Origin of the sequence: Pseudomonas brassicacearum (genome assembly GCF_003732265.1) — a bacterium.
Taxonomy (GTDB): Bacteria; Pseudomonadota; Gammaproteobacteria; order Pseudomonadales; family Pseudomonadaceae; genus Aquipseudomonas; species Aquipseudomonas brassicacearum_D.
In genome coordinates this window covers 1,088,857-1,106,097 of sequence record NZ_MOBK01000006.1, presented here as the reverse complement: position 1 = coordinate 1,106,097, position 17,241 = coordinate 1,088,857, and the positions used below count along the sequence as shown (strand labels likewise).

General features: G+C 60.0%; 12 protein-coding genes and 4 tRNA genes. 4 read left to right on the top strand and 12 right to left on the bottom strand.

Annotation, left to right across the window (positions count from 1 at the left end; translation table 11 throughout):
* Nucleotides 1–8: 8 nt before the first annotated feature.
* Nucleotides 9–1,427, bottom strand: coding sequence for a 3-isopropylmalate dehydratase large subunit (gene leuC / locus BK660_RS18055; RefSeq protein WP_027921592.1), 1,419 nt, complete (start codon nucleotides 1,425–1,427; stop codon nucleotides 9–11).
* A gap of 147 nt (nucleotides 1,428–1,574) precedes the next feature.
* Between leuC and BK660_RS18050 the strand changes: the two genes are divergently transcribed.
* Entirely contained in the window at nucleotides 1,575–2,465 is an 891-nt protein-coding gene (locus tag BK660_RS18050) for a LysR family transcriptional regulator (protein ID WP_123434391.1), read from the top strand.
* 69 nt (nucleotides 2,466–2,534) lie between these two features.
* Nucleotides 2,535–5,813 (top strand): bifunctional diguanylate cyclase/phosphodiesterase, encoded by a 3,279-nt coding sequence (locus tag BK660_RS18045; protein ID WP_123434390.1) that lies wholly within the window; start codon nucleotides 2,535–2,537, stop codon nucleotides 5,811–5,813.
* Nucleotides 5,814–6,036: 223 nt separating this feature from the next.
* On the opposite strand, the gene BK660_RS18040 is transcribed toward BK660_RS18045, so the two are convergent.
* The 10 genes from BK660_RS18040 to gltX form a co-directional block, all read right to left on the bottom strand.
* Nucleotides 6,037–6,483, bottom strand: coding sequence for an Hsp20 family protein (locus BK660_RS18040; protein ID WP_123434389.1), 447 nt, complete (start codon nucleotides 6,481–6,483; stop codon nucleotides 6,037–6,039).
* A 120-nt stretch (nucleotides 6,484–6,603) separates the two neighbouring features.
* On the bottom strand, nucleotides 6,604–7,563 hold the full coding sequence (locus tag BK660_RS18035; RefSeq protein WP_123434388.1) for a tRNA dihydrouridine synthase: 960 nt from the start codon (nucleotides 7,561–7,563) through the stop codon (nucleotides 6,604–6,606).
* 71 nt (nucleotides 7,564–7,634) lie between these two features.
* A complete protein-coding gene (locus BK660_RS18030) occupies nucleotides 7,635–8,084 on the bottom strand; it encodes an acyl-CoA thioesterase (protein WP_123434387.1) in 450 nt (149 codons plus the stop codon).
* A gap of 48 nt (nucleotides 8,085–8,132) precedes the next feature.
* Entirely contained in the window at nucleotides 8,133–8,966 is an 834-nt protein-coding gene (locus tag BK660_RS18025; RefSeq protein ID WP_123434386.1) for an alpha/beta fold hydrolase, read from the bottom strand.
* Between the two features lie 31 nt (nucleotides 8,967–8,997).
* A complete protein-coding gene (locus tag BK660_RS18020) occupies nucleotides 8,998–9,537 on the bottom strand; it encodes a TetR/AcrR family transcriptional regulator (protein WP_123434385.1) in 540 nt (179 codons plus the stop codon).
* Nucleotides 9,538–9,721: 184 nt separating this feature from the next.
* Nucleotides 9,722–9,789 (bottom strand) — tRNA-Glu (locus BK660_RS18015).
* 122 nt (nucleotides 9,790–9,911) lie between these two features.
* Nucleotides 9,912–9,987, bottom strand: a tRNA-Ala gene (locus BK660_RS18010).
* A gap of 53 nt (nucleotides 9,988–10,040) precedes the next feature.
* A tRNA-Glu gene (locus tag BK660_RS32625) sits at nucleotides 10,041–10,140 on the bottom strand.
* Between the two features lie 79 nt (nucleotides 10,141–10,219).
* Nucleotides 10,220–10,295 (bottom strand) — tRNA-Ala (locus tag BK660_RS18005).
* A 189-nt stretch (nucleotides 10,296–10,484) separates the two neighbouring features.
* The gene (gene gltX / locus BK660_RS18000; protein ID WP_109633228.1) at nucleotides 10,485–11,966 is read right to left on the bottom strand and encodes a glutamate--tRNA ligase; all 1,482 of its coding nucleotides are present in this window, start codon (nucleotides 11,964–11,966) and stop codon (nucleotides 10,485–10,487) included.
* 220 nt (nucleotides 11,967–12,186) lie between these two features.
* On the opposite strand from gltX, the gene BK660_RS17995 reads away from it, so the two are divergent.
* Together BK660_RS17995 and BK660_RS17990 are read left to right on the top strand one after the other, a co-directional pair.
* A complete protein-coding gene (locus tag BK660_RS17995) occupies nucleotides 12,187–13,236 on the top strand; it encodes an HlyD family secretion protein (protein WP_123434384.1) in 1,050 nt (349 codons plus the stop codon).
* Nucleotides 13,226–14,776 carry an MDR family MFS transporter gene (locus BK660_RS17990; protein ID WP_123434383.1) on the top strand — a complete coding sequence of 517 codons (1,551 nt, stop codon included), beginning with the start codon at nucleotides 13,226–13,228 and terminating at the stop codon, nucleotides 14,774–14,776. Before BK660_RS17995 ends, BK660_RS17990 begins: the two co-directional genes overlap by 11 nt.
* Nucleotides 14,777–14,911: 135 nt before the next feature.
* On the opposite strand, the gene uvrB is transcribed toward BK660_RS17990, so the two are convergent.
* Nucleotides 14,912–16,927: an excinuclease ABC subunit UvrB gene (gene uvrB, locus BK660_RS17985; RefSeq protein WP_123434382.1), complete on the bottom strand. Its 2,016-nt coding sequence runs from the start codon at nucleotides 16,925–16,927 to the stop codon at nucleotides 14,912–14,914.
* Nucleotides 16,928–17,241 lie beyond the last annotated feature (314 nt).

Here is a 17,241-nt window from a genome sequence, read left to right as displayed (position 1 = left end):
GCGCTCCTTTAGATCAATTCACGGACGTCGACGAAACGACCGTTTACAGCAGCGGCGGCGGCCATTGCCGGGCTGACGAGGTGAGTACGACCACCGGCGCCCTGACGGCCTTCGAAGTTGCGGTTGGAGGTCGACGCGCAATGCTCGCCCGATTCCAAACGGTCCGGGTTCATCGCCAGGCACATCGAGCAACCCGGCTCACGCCATTCAAAACCGGCTTCGAGGAAAATCTTGTCCAGACCTTCGGCCTCGGCCTGCGCCTTCACCAGACCCGAACCCGGCACGACGATGGCTTGCTTGATGGTCGACGCGACTTTGCGGCCCTTGGCGATCACGGCGGCGGCGCGCAAGTCTTCGATCCGCGAGTTGGTGCAGGAGCCGATGAACACGCGATCCAGCTGAATGTCGGTAATCGCCTGATTGGCGGTCAAACCCATGTACTTCAAGGCGCGCACGATCGAATCGCGTTTGACCAGGTCCATTTCCTTCGCCGGGTCCGGCACGTTCTGATCCACGGCCAGCACCATCTCAGGCGAGGTGCCCCAGCTGACTTGCGGCTTGATCTGGGTCGCGTCGAGTTCAACGATGGTGTCGAACTTAGCATCCGCGTCAGACACCAGGTCTTTCCACGCTTCAACAGCCAAGTCCCATTCCGCGCCTTTCGGGGCGAATGGACGACCCTTCACGTAGGCCACGGTTTTTTCGTCAGCAGCCACCAGACCTACGCGAGCGCCGGCCTCGATGGACATGTTGCAAATGGTCATGCGGCCTTCAACGGACAAGTCACGAATCGCGCTACCAGCGAACTCGATGGCGTGGCCGTTACCGCCGGCGGTGCCGATCTTGCCGATCACGGCGAGGACGATGTCCTTGGCGGTCACGCCGAACGGCAATTTGCCTTCGACCGACACCAGCATGTTCTTCATTTTCTTGGCGACCAGGCACTGAGTGGCGAGCACGTGCTCGACCTCGGAAGTGCCGATACCGTGAGCCAGGGCGCCGAACGCACCGTGGGTCGAGGTGTGGGAGTCGCCGCAGACCACGGTCATGCCCGGCAAGGTCGCGCCCTGCTCCGGGCCGATGACGTGGACGATGCCTTGGCGAATGTCGTTCATCTTGAATTCGACGATGCCGTATTCATCGCAGTTGTCGTCGAGGGTCTGAACCTGCAAACGCGAGACCTGGTCGACAATCGCTTCGATGCCGCCCTTGCGCTCCGGGGTGGTCGGTACGTTGTGGTCCGGGGTCGCGATGTTGGCATCGATGCGCCAAGGCTTGCGCCCGGCCAGACGCAGGCCTTCGAAGGCTTGCGGCGAGGTCACTTCGTGGATGATGTGACGATCGATATAAATCAGCGCAGAGCCATCGTCGCGCTGTTTGACCAAATGCGAATCCCAGAGCTTGTCGTAGAGCGTTTTGCCGGCCATCAGACGTTTCCTCATCAGCTTGTTTCTATGCCCTGGGTCTTGAGCAAATCAATAACCCCTTGGCTTGTGAGGCTGATCCTAGGGGGTTACATTAAATAACTCAAATTCATATTTTTTATGCTTTGGATAACCAACTGGAATACAACAATGGATCTGGCCAACCTCAATGCCTTTATCGCAATCGCCGAGACCGGCAGCTTCTCCGGAGCCGGCGAGCGGCTGCACCTGACCCAACCGGCTATCAGCAAACGCATCGCGGGGCTCGAGCAGCAATTGAAGGTGCGCCTGTTTGATCGCCTGGGCCGTGAAGTCGGCCTGACCGAAGCCGGCCGTGCCCTGTTGCCACGGGCCTACCAGATTCTGAATGTGCTGGACGACACCCGGCGCGCCCTGACCAATCTGACCGGCGAAGTGTCCGGCCGCCTGACCCTGGCCACCAGTCACCACATCGGCCTGCACCGTTTGCCGCCCTTATTAAGGGAGTTCACCCGACGTTACCCACAAGTGGCGCTGGATATTCAGTTCCTCGATTCGGAAGTGGCCTACGAAGAAATCCTCCATGGCCGCGCGGAACTGGCGGTGATCACCTTGGCACCGGAGCCCCATTCGCTGGTCAAGGCGACACCAGTGTGGGACGACCCGCTGGATTTCGTGGTCGCCCCGGAGCACTCGCTGATCAGCCACGGCCCGGTCACCCTGGCCGACATTGCCCTGCACCCGGCGGTCTTCCCCGGCGGCAACACCTTTACTCATCACATCGTGCAGCGGTTATTTGAGGCGCAGGGCCTGACGCCGAACATCGCCATGAGCACCAATTATCTGGAAACGATCAAGATGATGGTCTCGATCGGCCTGGCCTGGAGCGTGTTGCCGCGTACGATGCTCGATGATCAGGTTGCGCGAATACCTTTGCCGGGCATACAACTGACTCGCCAGCTAGGCTATATCTTGCACACCGAAAGGACGCTATCGAATGCGGCGAAGGCTTTTATGGCTTTGCTGGATGCACAAATCGATTTTCCCGGGACTCAAGGCTAACCTGTGATACGCCAATAGAGCTGCGAACTCCTGCGCCTAACGCCCATTTCTGCCCAAGGCCCGCTGCCAATGCCGAAATCTGTTGACCGTGTTCCGCCGATGCCGCGTATCCAGGCGCTTGACCCAAAAAGGTCCGAGCTGAGTTGGGAAAGCGCGCCACAATTGCTCGCAGCCCTCAACGGCGCGCGGCTGGGGGCTTGGTATTGGGACATCGAACGTGGGCAGATCAGCTGGTCGCGGGGAACGCAGGCACTGTTTGGTTTCGACCCGCATTTGCCATTGCCCGAGGACCTGGAATACCTCGACTTGCTGCCGCCGGAAGACCGGGCGAAAACCGTCCGCGCGTTCCATGCGGTGATTGCCGGCGCGCCGCTTGAGCAAGCGATGCATCACCGCATCCGCTGGCCCGACGGCAGCCTGCACTGGCTGGAAATCAGCGGCAGCCTGCTGCCGGATAAACACGGACGACCCCGCATGATCGGAGTGATTCGCGAAATTACCCACCAGCGCCAGCGCGAACAGGCCCTGAGCAGCTCGGAAAAACGCTTCGCCACGCTGTTTCACCTGTGCCCGAACATGGTGTTGCTGACCCGCCAGGAAGACGGCCTGATCACCGAAGCCAACCAGTATTTCGAAAGCCTGTTCGGCTGGCCTGTGCAGAACGCGATAGGCCGCACCACGCTGGAACTGGGCCTCTGGGTGCACCCGGAGCAACGGGCCAAACTGGTCGCTGCGACCAAAGCCAAAGGCGAGTTGACCAGCATGGAGGTGCAGTTTCGCGCCAGTAACGGGCAGGTCCTCGATGGCATCCTCAGCGCGCAAAAAGTCGAACTCGAGGGCCAGCCGTATCTACTGAGCACCTTCCTCGACACCACCGAACGCAAAGTCGCCGAACAAGCCCTCAAGGACAGCCAGGAACGCCTCGACCTCGCGCTCGACTCGGCGCAACTCGGCACCTGGGACTGGCACATTCCCAGCGGCATGCTCTACGGCTCGGCACGGGCCGCCCAGTTGCACGGCCTGGAAGCAAAGCCCTTCCATGAATCCTTCGAGGAATTTTTCGAAGGCGTGCCCGGCGAAGAGCGCGACACCATGCGTGACGCCTACCGCAGCCTGCGCGAAGGCCCGGCCGGCAATTATCAGCTGACCTACCGCGTGCAACTGCCGGACGGCAGTTCGCGCTACCTGGAAAGCCGCGCCCGCCTCTACCGCGATGAAAACGGCTTCCCGTTGCGCATGGCCGGTACCTTGCTGGACATCACCGATCAGGTGGAGCGCGAACAAAAACTGGTGGCCTCGGAAGAGAAATTCGCCACGCTGTTCCAGGTCAGCCCGGACCCGATTTGCGTGACGCGCCAGGACACTGGCCAGTTCATCGAGATCAACTCCAGCTTCACCCAGACCTTCGGCTGGAGCGCCGCCGAAGTGATTGGCCGCAGCGCCGACCAGATTGGCCTGTGGGACGCTTCGGCGAAAAGCCTGCAACGGATCGAGCAGGTCATCCGCGAACAAGGGCTGAACAATGTCGCCATCGTCGCCCAGCACAAGAATGGGCAAGCGCTGACCTGCGTGATTTCCAGCCGCCAGATCAACGTCGATAACCAACCCTGCATCGTCACCACCTTGCGTGATATCACCCAGCAACAACGTTCCGAAGCGGCGCTCAAGGCCAGTGAAGAGAAGTTCGCCAAGGCGTTCCACTCCAGCCCCGACGCCATCACCATTACCGAGCGCGACACCGGACGCTACCTGGAGGTCAACGACGGCTTCTGCCGCCTGACCGGCTATCGCGCACAGGAAGTGATCGGTCGTACGGTGTACCAAGTGGGCATCTGGGCCGAAGAGAAACAACGTTCGGCGTTGCTGGCCGAGCTACAACTCAAGGGTCGCGTGCATCACCAGGAAATGCTCGGGCGCAATAAGCGTGGGGAGTTGCTGACCGTCGAAGTCTCGGTCGAACCGATCACCCTCAACGAAACCGCCTGCCTGTTGCTCACCGCCCGCGACGTCAGCCTGCTGAAAAACGCCGAGGCGCAAATTCGCCATTTGGCCTACCACGACCCCCTGACCAACCTGCCCAACCGCGCGCTGCTGATGGATCGCCTGAGCCAGCAGATCGCCCTGCTCAAGCGCCATAACCTGCGCGGTGCGCTGCTGTTCCTCGACCTTGATCACTTCAAGCACATCAACGACTCCCTCGGTCACCCGGTCGGCGATACCGTGCTGAAAATCATCACCGCGCGACTGGAAGCCAGCGTGCGCATGGAAGACACCGTGGCGCGGCTGGGCGGCGATGAATTCGTGGTGCTGCTCAGCGGCCTGGAAGGTTCGCGCAACGAAGTCAGCGCCCAGGTCCAGGACTTGGCCGACACCTTGCGAGAACTGTTGTCGGAACCGATGTTCCTCGACGGCCAGCGCCTGCAAGTGACGCCGAGCATCGGCATCGCGCTGATTCCCGACCACGGCTCGACCCCGACCGACCTGCTCAAACGCGCCGACATCGCGCTGTACCGCGCCAAGGACTCGGGCCGCAACACCACGCAGATGTATCACAACACCATGCAGAAGGCTGCCAGCGAACGCCTGCGCATGGAAACCGACCTGCGCCTGGCGCTTTCTCGCGGCGAATTCCATGTGCATTACCAACCGCAGATCGACGCCCGAGGCAATCGCATTGTCGGTGCCGAAGCGCTGGTGCGCTGGGACCACCCCGAACTCGGGCCGCAATCACCGGCCGAGTTCATTAAGGTACTGGAAGACAGCGGACTGATTCTTGAAGTCGGCACCTGGATTCTTGACGAGGCCTGCGGCGCCTTCAAACAACTGGTCACCAAAGGCCTGGTCAACCCGTTGAGCTTCAGCCTGTGCGTGAACATCAGCCCGAGGCAATTTCGTCAAACCGATTTCGTCGAACGCATCGAACACAGCCTCTCCAGCCACGGCCTGCCCTGCTCGCTGCTGAAACTGGAAATCACCGAAGGCATCGTCATCCAGAACCTGGAAGACACCATCAACAAAATGCGCCGCCTGAAAAAACTCGGCGTGAGTTTCGCGATGGACGACTTCGGCACCGGCTACTCCTCGTTGACCTACCTCAAGCGTTTACCGGTCGACACATTGAAGATCGATCAGTCGTTTATCCGTGACGCCACGACTGATCCGAACGACGCGGAAATCATCCGCGCGATTGTCGCCATGGCGCGCAGCCTGGAGCTGAAAGTGATTGCCGAGGGCGTGGAGACGGCGGAGCAACTGGAATTTTTGCAGGGTTTGGGCTGCCATTTTTATCAGGGGTATTTGCACAGCCGGCCGTTGCCGGTGGAAGAGTTTCAAAAACTCCTGAAATAACCCGACCTGTGTAGCAGCTGTCGAGCACCGCGAGGCTGCGTTCGGCTGCGAAGCAGTCGTGAAATCTGTTGATGCGGATTACCCGAAACACCGCGCTGGCTTCTTTGACGACTGCTGCGCAGCCGAACGCAGCCTCGCGGTGCTCGTCAGCTGCTACAGGGTATGTGTGATGTCTGGGCACAAAAAAGGGCGCCGCGAGGGCGCCCTTTTTCATTGCTCTGGCTTAGTGCTGCAGAGCCGGTTTTTGCGTCCAGTTGATCGGGATGCGTTTGGCTTTCGCCTCTTCCGGGATCACCCGCAACAGGTCGATGCTCAGCAGACCGTTGCTCAGATCGGCAGCCTTGATCTCGATGTGATCCGCCAGGCGGAACGACAGCTTGAACGCACGCTGGGCAATGCCTTGGTGCAGGAAGGTCACGCTTTCGTTCGCTTCACGTTTGCCGCCACTGATGGTCAGCACACCTTTTTCCACTTGCAGGTCCAGGTCTTCTTCCTGGAAACCGGCTGCGGCGACGACGATGCGGTATTGATCATCGCCGTGTTTTTCCACGTTGTAAGGTGGGTAGCTGCTGCCTGGCTCGTTGCGCAGGGCGGTTTCGAACAGGTCGTTGAAACGGTCGAAACCAACCGAGGAACGGAACAGTGGGGCCAGGGAAAATGCAGTAGTCATGATTCAAATCTCCTGAAAACAATCAGCAAGGTTTTGTGTCTCCGCGACCCGAATTCGGCATCGCGTAACCCTTAGATAGGGACCGCTGATTGCATTTCAAGAGGCTTTTTTCAGATTTTTTTACGCCGCCTCGGCGACTGTCAGACCGAGCAAACGGGAAACCTGATCCAGCTCGGTTTCACGCCGCAGGACGGTGAACAGCTCGACCGCTTCCGGATAATTTCGGGTCAGCATCGCCAGCCATTGCTTCAAGCGACCGGGGGATTGGCGGGGTGTCATCTGCGCCTTGGCTTGCAGCCAGAAGTCCTGGATCAGCGGCAACAGCTCGGCCCAGGTCATCTCGACCACCTCTTCACCGGCTCGCGCTGCCGCGATTTGCCGGGCCAGGTCCGGGCGCGAGACCAGGCCTCGACCGAGCATGATGTCTTCCACGCCGCTGATCTCGCGGCAACGACGCCAGTCTTCAACGCTCCAGATGTCGCCGTTGGCAAACACCGGCACCTTGACCACCTCTTGCACGCGAGGGATCCACTCCCAATGCGCCGGCGGTTTGTAGCCATCGGTCTTGGTCCGCGCATGCACCACGATATGTGCTGCGCCGCCTTCAGCCAAGGCTGTGGCGCACACCAGCGAACCGTCCGGACTGTCGAAGCCGAGGCGCATCTTGGCGGTCACCGGGATGTGCGCAGGCACCGCACGACGCACGTGCTCGACGATTTCGTTGAGCAGTTCAGGCTCTTTGAGCAACACCGCGCCACCGCGAGACTTGTTGACGGTCTTGGCCGGGCAACCGAAGTTCAGGTCGATGACCTTGGAACCCAGCTCACACGCCAGCGCGGCGTTTTCCGCCAGGCACACCGGATCGGAACCGAGCAATTGCACGCGCAACGGCACGCCGGACGCGGTGCGGGCACCGGTCAGCAGTTCGGGGCCGAACTTGTGGTAGTAGGCAGGCGTGAGCAACTGGTCGTTGATCCGGATGAACTCGGTCACGCACCAATCGATACCACCCACACGGGTCAGCACGTCCCGCAGGATGTTGTCGACCAACCCCTCCATGGGCGCCAAAGCAATTTGCATGAAAAACACACTCGACGAAAAACGTGCGGCAGTTTACTGGATTGCGCGGGGAATCTGCAGAACATCCCACATTAGATGTTGGTCGTATCCAACATCTGCAACGCCGGGCCGTAGCCTTCGATAAATTCGGTCGGCATGCGTTTTGGCTTGCCGGTAGACAGTTCGATGCAGACGAACGTGGTTTGCGCGCGCAGCAACGTGGTGTTGTCGCGAGGGCGCTTCAACTGGAAGTGTCGGGTCATTTTCAGGCGCTGATCCCAATCGACGATCCAGGTCGCCAACTGCAATTCATCATCTTCGTAGGCGGCGGCCAGGTAATCGATCTCGTGCCGCACCACCGCCATCGCCCGGTCCAGTCGCCGATATTCGACCAGATCAAGGCCCAGACGCTGCGAGTGACGCCAGGCACAACGTTCGAGCCATGTCACGTACACCGCATTATTGGCGTGACCCAGCCCGTCGATGTCCTCGGCGCCCACTTGCAGATCAATGATAAATGGCGTTGCCCGATCCCAGCTCATGCCCCACTCCCGGTCAGATAATGTCGACCGGCGCAGTGTAACGGATGCTTACGCCGATTGGCGCGATTGCAGGCTGCGACCGGCCAGGAGTGATAACACGCCATCAATCACCCGAGGATCGGCCAGCACTTTCTGATGGCCGCCTTCTTCCAGACGCAGCAAGCGGCTGTCAAACCAGGCTTCGTGAATCAGTTGCGATTCCTTGACCGACACAAAGCAGTCATCTTCGGCATGGACGATCAGGCCTGGCATGTCGAGCTGATAGTGCGCCACGTCCAGGGCCGCAGCGCGCATGCCGACGTCTTTCTCGACCTGACGGATGAAGGCCGAACGCGCCTTGGGCGGCAGCCGCACGTACCTGGCAAAGCCGCGCAGCACGCCGAGAATCCGCGCCGGAGCGGCGATGGTGACCAGGGTTTCGGTGCGCAGGCCCAATTGGACGGCGAGCATGGCACTGGCGCCGCCCATCGAATGACCAATGACCGCTTGCAGCGGCGGCAACTCGGCGGCGGCTTCGAGCATGGCCCGAGCAAACAGCACGACATTCGCCTCCTCACCGGGAGAGCGACCATGCGCGGGACCGTCGAGGGCAACCACGCTGTAACCCGCATCGACGAGTGCAGTGATAATGCTGGCGAACTGCGTCGGCCGCCCTTCCCAACCGTGCATCAACAACACGGCAGGGCCTTGGCCCCAGCGCAGCGCCGAAAGGCCAAAGCGCAGGGTGATACGTTCGGACTTCGCCAGCAGCGGCAGCTCCCAGTCACGCGGAGGCAGTTCTCGCGGGCTCATGAATGCCAGTCGCATTCTGCTCGCGACCAGTTGTGGTGCGAACCAGCCCAAGGTGCCATTAACGCCACGAACCCACTTCAACGTGCTCATCGCTCTCACTCCTCAGGCCAATGCCTTCAGGTCACAGCACCGCCGATTTGGCGGCGCGCAGCAATCGATCGGACAACTCTCCTGGCCCCAGCGCGCGGGCCAGCGCCAAACCACCCACCATCAAGGCCATGTCAGCCAGGGCTTTGTCGGTGTCTTCCGGGCTGGCCGCCAACTGCGCGACCATCATTTCCACATGCTCATTAAGTGCGACGCGAAAGGCGTCTGGCAGGCGCCCCAACTCGCCGACCGAAGCCGGAATCGGGCACGCCGACTCAGAGGAGTCACGGTGTTTACGCGACAGGTAAAACGCCGCCACCAAGGCGCGACGCTCTTCGCCAGTCAACTCGGTATCCATGTCGGCGATCATGCCTCGACGGTGACCGAGCAACTGCTGGAACGCTTCCAGCATCATTGCGTCCTTGCTTTCGAAGTGCGCATAAAAGCCGCCGACGGTCAGGCCGGCTGCGCCCATCACTTCGCCAACGCTCGGCTCTGCCGGGCCGCGCTGAATCAGCGCTGCGCTGGCAGCCTTGAGGATGCGTTCGCGGGTTTGAGCTTTTTTATCGTTCATCGTTGCCTCCGAATATTACGACTAGAATATTATTCTCATAATAATTTTTCGCAAGTCGTGGATGTGACCGCTGGTCTGAAGAACAGTTTGAAAGAAATGGGGGGATTTGGCCAAACGCCAGACAAACAAAAGGGCCATTCAATAATTGAATGACCCTTATAAAATCCCGCAGAGCGGGTAATCGTGGCGTCCCCTAGGGGACTCGAACCCCTGTTACCGCCGTGAAAGGGCGGTGTCCTAGGCCACTTTACCGCCGTGAAAGGGCGGTGTCCTAGGCCACTAGACGAAGGGGACGCAAAACCTTCTATACAACTGATCAGTGCTGAGATCTGATCGATTCAAGGCCGGTGTGGCCAGACCTTGAACTGTAAAATTGGTGGAGCTAAACGGGATCGAACCGTTGACCTCTTGCATGCCATGCAAGCGCTCTCCCAGCTGAGCTATAGCCCCGGATTTTTCGCCTCGCGGCGGAGCGACATCTTGCAACATCGCTTCTGTAAAACTGGCGTCCCCTAGGGGACTCGAACCCCTGTTACCGCCGTGAAAGGGCGGTGTCCTAGGCCACTGAAAGGGCGGTGTCCTAGGCCACTAGACGAAGGGGACGCAAACCCTTCTATACAACAGATCAACGCTGAGTGTTGATCGCTTCAAGGTCAGTGTGGCCAGACCTTGAAGTGTAAATTGGTGGAGCTAGACGGGATCGAACCGTCGACCTCTTGCATGCCATGCAAGCGCTCTCCCAGCTGAGCTATAGCCCCTCATCGCTGAGGACGGGGCGAATCTTAATGGCGGATCGAAAAGCTGTCAAACTTATTTTTAAAATATTTCAAAGTTTTTTGCCGACATAACAATCACTTACCGCCCTCCCCCCGGAAAATCGGGGGGAGCGCCGAAGTTCACGATCAAATGATCGCAGCCTCCGGCGGTTACCACAGGGTCAAACGTCCTCAGGCGATGTTGCCCAGGAGTTTTTCCCATTCCTTGTTTTCTTTCTTCGACACGCCGCCCAGCAGGTCAATCGCCTGGCGCAGACGGAAACGAGTCAGGTCCGGACCGAGGATTTCCATCGCATCCAGCACCGACACCGAGCTGGCCTGACCGGTGATCGCCGCAAACATCAGCGGCATGGCGTCACGCAGCTTCAGCTCCAGGGATTCAACCACCGCCTGAATCGTCGCGGTGATGCTGTCCTTTTCCCACTGACGCAGGCTTTCCAGCTTCCACAGGATCAACTGCATCAACTGACGCACCTGATCGCCCGACAGCTTCTTGGATTCGAACAGCTTGGCATCCGGATTCACGCCACCGGCAAAGAAGAACCCGGCCAGCGGAGCCACCTGGCTGAACGTTTCGACCCGGCCCTGAACGTGCGGCGCGATCTTCATCATGTACTCAGGGTTCAGCGCCCAGGTCTGCAGGCGCGAAGCGAACTCTTCCACCGGCAGGTCACGCAGCCACTGGCCGTTGAGCCAGGACAGCTTCTCGATGTCGAAAATCGGTCCGCCCAGCGAGACACGGCTCAGGTCGAAGTGGTCGACCATTTCCTGCAACGAGAATTTCTCGCGCTCGTCCGGCATCGACCAGCCCATGCGCCCCAGGTAGTTGAGCATCGCTTCCGGCATGAAGCCCATGCGCTCGTAGAACGTCACCGAGGTCGGGTTCTTGCGCTTGGACAGCTTGCTCTTGTCCGGGTTACGCAGCAGCGGCATGTAGCACAGCTCTGGTTGTTCCCAGCCGAAGTACTCGTAAAGCAGGATCAGCTTCGGCGCCGACGGCAGCCATTCTTCGCCGCGCAGGACGTGGGTGATGCCCATCAGGTGGTCGTCGACCACGTTGGCCAGGAAGTACGTCGGCAGGCCGTCAGTCTTCATCAGCACTTGCATGTCCATGCGATCCCACGGGATCTCGACGTCGCCACGCAACATGTCCGGCACCACGCACACGCCTTCGCTCGGCACTTTCATGCGGATCACATGAGGTTCGCCAGCGGCCAGGCGGCGCGCGACTTCTTCCTTGGACAGCAACAGCGCACGGCCGTCGTAACGTGGGGTTTCGCCGCGAGCCATTTGCTCGGCGCGCATCTGGTCCAGTTCTTCGGCGGTGCAGAAGCACGGGAAGGCATGGCCCATTTCAACCAGTTGCTGGCAATACTTCTGGTAGATATCGCCGCGCTCGCTCTGACGGTAAGGACCGTGCGGGCCACCGACGTCCGGGCCTTCGCTCCAGTCGATACCCAACCAGCGCAGGGCATCGAAAATCTGCTGTTCGGACTCGCGGGTCGAACGCAATTGGTCGGTGTCTTCGATCCGCAGGATGAACTCACCGCCATGCTGCTTGGCAAAGCAGTAGTTGAACAAAGCGATGTAAGCGGTACCTACGTGGGGGTCCCCGGTAGGCGATGGCGCGATGCGCGTGCGGACGGTGGTCATGGCAAGTCTCGAAATGAAGATAAAACAAAGGGCGAATGGTAACAGGCGATACCCGCCCGGCTCCAGTAAGCAGGGCATTTAAGCCAAGTTTGCGCCTACAACGCGCGTATGCCCTGGCGAATGACCGAATATCAGCCGACGGCATTTACCGCTTGTCGGCTGTATGACAGATTCACCAGCTGATAACTTTCCTTACAATTTCTCGACTACAGTCTGCCCCATGCCTGCCCAACTCAAGCGTCGCCTGTTTATTTTCCTGTTGATTGTCCTGCTCATTGCCGGGGGCTTCTTTGCCCAGTGGTTCTTTAAGGGACGATTTTATGAAAGCACCGACAACGCCTATGTCCAGGGCGAGATCACCCGTGTCTCGAGCCAGTTGGGCGCTCGCATCGACCAGGTGCTGGTGCACGACAACGAGCACGTTGAGAAAGGCCAGTTGCTGATCAAGCTCGAAGGTGCCGATTTCGACCTCGCCGTCGACCGCGCCAACGCGACCCTCGCCACCCGTCAGGCCGAACGCCTGCAAGCGCAAAGCAAACTGACCCAGCAATCGAGCCTGATCGCCGCCAGCGAAGCGCAGGTCGCGTCCAGTCAGGCCAGCCTCGGCCGCTCGCTGATCGATTTGACCCGCGCCCAGACCTTGCGCAAACCCGGCTACATCTCGGAAGAACGGGTGACCACCCTGTCCGCCGACAACCACATCGCCCGCTCGCAAGTGGCCAAGGCCCAGGCCGATGCGCAGGGCCAACGCCAGCAGGTCAACGCCCTGAATGCCGAGATCAAGCGCCTCGACGCGCAGATCGCCAACGCCAAGGCCGACCTGGCGCAAGCCGAACTGAACCTGACCCGCAGCGAAATCCACGCGCCGATCAGTGGCCTGATCGGCCAGCGCGCCGCCCGCGAGGGCCAAGTGGTGCAGGCCGGCGCATATTTGCTGTCGATTGTTCCGGACCAGGACATCTGGATTCAGGCCAACTTCAAGGAAACCCAGATCGGCCACATGCAGCCCGGCCAGAGCGCCGAACTGACCTTCGACGCCTACAGCGACACGCCGATCAAGGCGCGCGTCGACAGCCTGTTCGCCGCCTCGGGCGCGCAGTTCAGCCTGCTGCCGCCGGACAATGCCACCGGCAACTTCACCAAAGTCGTACAACGGATTCCGGTAAAACTGACGTTCGACGCGGACAATCCGCTGCGCGGCAGGATCCGCCCGGGCATGTCAGTCACCGCCAAAGTGAACATCAAAGACGCCCCTGACGATGGCCGGTGATCAATTGATCCGCCCGGTCGGCGAACCGACCCGACGGGACTGGATTGCGGTCATGAGCGTGATGCTCGGCGCCTTCATGGCCGTGCTCGACATCCAGATCACCAACTCCTCGCTCAAGGACATTCAGGGCGCCCTGTCGGCCACCCTGGAAGAAGGCTCGTGGATTTCCACCTCGTACCTGGTCGCGGAAATCATCATGATTCCGCTGACCGCCTGGCTGGTGCAATTGCTCTCGGCGCGGCGACTGGCGGTGTGGGTTTCATTGGGATTCCTCGCCTCCTCGCTGCTGTGTTCCATGGCGTGGAGCCTGGAAAGCATGATCATCTTCCGCGCCATGCAGGGCTTCACTGGCGGCGCACTGATTCCGCTGGCATTCACCCTCACATTGATCAAACTCCCGGAACACCACCGCGCCAAAGGCATGGCCATGTTCGCCATGACCGCCACCTTCGCGCCCTCCATCGGCCCGACGCTGGGCGGCTGGCTGACCGAGAATTGGGGTTGGGAATACATCTTCTACATCAACATCCCGCCAGGCCTGATCATGATCGCCGGCCTGATGTACGGCCTGGAGAAGAAGGAAGCGCACTGGGAATTGCTGAAAAGCACCGATTACATGGGCATTCTCACCCTTGGCGTCGGGCTCGGTTGTTTGCAGGTGTTTCTGGAAGAAGGCCATCGCAAGGACTGGCTGGAATCGAACCTGATCGTGACCCTGGGCAGCATCGCACTGATCAGCTTGATCACCTTTGTGATCGTGCAGTTTTCCAAGCCCAACCCGCTGATCAACCTCGGCATCCTGGGCAACCGCAACTTTGGCCTGTCGAGTATTTCCAGCCTGGGGATGGGGGTCGGATTGTACGGCTCGATTTATCTGTTGCCGTTGTACCTGGCGCAGATTCAGAACTACAACGCCCTGCAGATCGGCGAAGTGATCATGTGGATGGGCGTGCCGCAGCTGTTTCTGATTCCGCTGGTGCCAAAGTTGATGAAGTACATTTCGCCGAAATGGCTGTGTACGCTGGGATTCGGCCTGTTCGGGCTGGCGAGTTTTTCATCGGGGGTGTTGAACCCGGACTTCGCCGGACCGCAGTTCAATCAGATCCAGATCATCCGCGCGCTCGGCCAACCCCTGATCATGGTCACCATTTCGCTGATCGCCACCGCGTACATCCTGCCGCAGGACGCGGGTTCGGCGTCGAGCCTGTTCAACATCCTGCGTAACCTCGGCGGCGCGATTGGCATCGCCCTCCTCGCCACCCTGCTGGATGCGCGCACCAAGACCTACTTTGATTACTTGCGCGAAGCCATCGTGCCGAGCAATCCACAGGTGGCCGAGCGGCTGGCGTCGATGGCGGACCGGCTGGGCAATGAAACGGCGGCACTGGGAAAAATCAGTGAGATTGCGCATCAGCAGGCGTCGATCATGGCCTACAACGATGCGTTTCACTTTGTCGGGATTGCGCTGGGGGTGAGCATGCTGGCGATCTGGTTGACCAAGAAATTGCCGGAGGGGATCAAGGCTGGCGAGGCGCACTAGTCAAGATCTGCGGTGCTCAGAAGACCGCTTTCGCGAGCAAGCCCGCTCCCACATTTGTCCGCGTAATGCAGGCGATCGCGGTCTAATGTGGGAGCGGGCTTGCTCGCGAAGAGGTCATCCCGGGCGCTGCAAATCTCAGACAGTGATCAACCGCTCCCGCAACTTACCAATCTCATCACGCATCTGCGCCGCCGCTTCAAACTCCAGATCACGCGCCAACGCGTACATCTTCTCTTCCAGGGCTTTAATACGCTTGGCGATCTCACCCGGCGAGCGCAATTCCGCTTCGTACTTGGCGCTCTCTTCGGCAGCCTTGGCCATGCCTTTGCGCTTCTTGCTGCGCGAGCCCGGCACGGTGGCGCCTTCCATGATGTCGGCAACGTCCTTGAACACACCCTTCGGCGTAATGCCGTTGGCCAGGTTGAAGGCGATCTGTTTGTCGCGACGGCGCTCGGTTTCGCCGATCGCCCGCTCCATGGAGCCGGTAATGCGATCGGCGTACAAAATCGCCCGACCGTTGAGGTTACGCGCCGCCCGGCCGATGGTCTGGATCAGCGAGCGCTCGGAGCGCAGGAAGCCCTCCTTGTCCGCATCGAGAATCGCCACCAGCGACACTTCCGGCATGTCCAGGCCTTCACGCAGCAGGTTGATCCCCACCAGCACATCGAACGTACCGAGGCGCAAATCACGAATGATTTCTACCCGTTCCACGGTGTCGATGTCCGAGTGCAGGTAACGCACACGAACGCCGTGGTCGGCCAGGTAATCGGTCAAGTCTTCGGACATGCGCTTGGTCAGAGTCGTGACCAGCACCCGTTCTTCGAGCGCGACACGCTTGCCGATTTCCGAGAGCAAGTCGTCGACCTGGGTCAGCGCCGGACGGATTTCGATCTGAGGATCGACCAGCCCCGTCGGCCGCACCAACTGTTCAACGACACGCCCCGCATGTTCCGCCTCGTAATTGCCGGGCGTTGCCGAGACGAAAATCGTCTGCGGGCTGATGCTTTCGAACTCGTCGAAACGCATCGGCCGGTTATCCAGCGCCGACGGCAGGCGGAAACCGTATTCCACCAGCGTTTCTTTACGCGAACGGTCGCCCTTATACATGGCGCCGACCTGCGGCACGCTGACGTGGGATTCGTCGATTACCAACAAGGCGTCGGCCGGCAGGTAGTCGAACAACGTCGGTGGCGCCTGGCCGGATTCACGGCCGGACAGGTAGCGCGAGTAGTTTTCGATACCGTTGCAATAACCCAGCTCGAGGATCATCTCCAGGTCGAAGCGCGTGCGCTGCTCCAGACGCTGGGCTTCAACAAGCTTGTTGTTGGTGCGCAGGTAATCCAGGCGTTCCTGCAACTCGACCTTGATCCCTTCAACGGCACCGAGCAGGGTTTCTCGTGGCGTCACGTAGTGGCTTTTCGGATAGAACGTGAAGCGTGGCAGCTTGCGGATCACTTCGCCGGTCAGCGGATCGAAGGCGGACAGGCTCTCGACCTCGTCATCGAACAGTTCGATGCGGATCGCTTCGAAATCGGATTCGGCCGGGTGGATATCGATCACATCACCGCGCACGCGGAAGGTCGCACGGGCAAAGTCCATGTCATTGCGGGTGTATTGCAGGTCCGCCAGGCGACGCAGCAAGGCGCGCTGATCGAGTTTGTCGCCGCGATCCACGTGCAACACCATCTTCAAATAGGTTTCCGGGCTGCCCAGACCGTAGATGCACGACACGGTGGTGACGATGATCGCGTCCTTGCGTTCCAGCAACGCCTTGGTCGCGGAAAGACGCATCTGCTCGATGTGGTCGTTGATCGACGCATCCTTCTCGATGAAGGTGTCGGACGACGGCACATAGGCTTCGGGCTGGTAGTAGTCGTAGTAGGAAACGAAGTATTCGACCGCGTTGTTCGGGAAGAACGCCTTGAACTCGCCGTACAACTGCGCGGCCAGGGTCTTGTTCGGCGCCAGCACCAGGGTAGGACGCTGCACTTGCTCGATCACGTTAGCGATGCTGAAGGTCTTGCCGGAGCCGGTCACACCAAGCAACGTCTGGTGCGCCAGCCCGGCTTCGATGCCCTCGACCATCAGGCGGATGGCTTCCGGCTGATCGCCGGCGGGCTCGAAGCGGGTGACTAGCTGAAATTCAGACATTCAATACCCCTGGGGTCGCGCCTGACCGGTCAAACCGGACAGCAACGAGAAAGACCGCAAACGACCGACGTCGCCCGAGGAAAAAACTGGATTGTGCTCAATGTGGAGTCGATTGCCTGCTCTTTCAAGGCAAACGTCCTACATCCCGTGAATCCTTTGACGACGGCAATCGACTAACGGTCGAAAAATAATCGGAAAAACTTAGCGGAAAAGCCGAAACGGCTGTCGCCATCGGTCGCTGATGGCCTCTATACTAGCTCCCCGTTTGTGCACCGCTCTAGTGCATTCGGCTGGAGCGCCACACGTCCCTCCAC

Bases quoted from the DNA above. Each gene is read 5' to 3' on its own strand.
- leuC (WP_027921592.1), bottom strand. From the start codon at position 1,427: ATGGCCGGCAAAACGCTCTACGACAAGCTCTGGGATTCGCATTTGGTC.
- BK660_RS18050 (WP_123434391.1), top strand. From the start codon at position 1,575: ATGGATCTGGCCAACCTCAATGCCTTTATCGCAATCGCCGAGACCGGC.
- BK660_RS18045 (WP_123434390.1), top strand. From the start codon at position 2,535: ATGCCGAAATCTGTTGACCGTGTTCCGCCGATGCCGCGTATCCAGGCG.
- BK660_RS18040 (WP_123434389.1), bottom strand. From the start codon at position 6,483: ATGACTACTGCATTTTCCCTGGCCCCACTGTTCCGTTCCTCGGTTGGT.
- BK660_RS18035 (WP_123434388.1), bottom strand. From the start codon at position 7,563: ATGCAAATTGCTTTGGCGCCCATGGAGGGGTTGGTCGACAACATCCTG.
- BK660_RS18030 (WP_123434387.1), bottom strand. From the start codon at position 8,084: ATGAGCTGGGATCGGGCAACGCCATTTATCATTGATCTGCAAGTGGGC.
- BK660_RS18025 (WP_123434386.1), bottom strand. From the start codon at position 8,966: ATGAGCACGTTGAAGTGGGTTCGTGGCGTTAATGGCACCTTGGGCTGG.
- BK660_RS18020 (WP_123434385.1), bottom strand. From the start codon at position 9,537: ATGAACGATAAAAAAGCTCAAACCCGCGAACGCATCCTCAAGGCTGCC.
- gltX (WP_109633228.1), bottom strand. From the start codon at position 11,966: ATGACCACCGTCCGCACGCGCATCGCGCCATCGCCTACCGGGGACCCC.
- BK660_RS17995 (WP_123434384.1), top strand. From the start codon at position 12,187: ATGCCTGCCCAACTCAAGCGTCGCCTGTTTATTTTCCTGTTGATTGTC.
- BK660_RS17990 (WP_123434383.1), top strand. From the start codon at position 13,226: ATGGCCGGTGATCAATTGATCCGCCCGGTCGGCGAACCGACCCGACGG.
- uvrB (WP_123434382.1), bottom strand. From the start codon at position 16,927: ATGTCTGAATTTCAGCTAGTCACCCGCTTCGAGCCCGCCGGCGATCAG.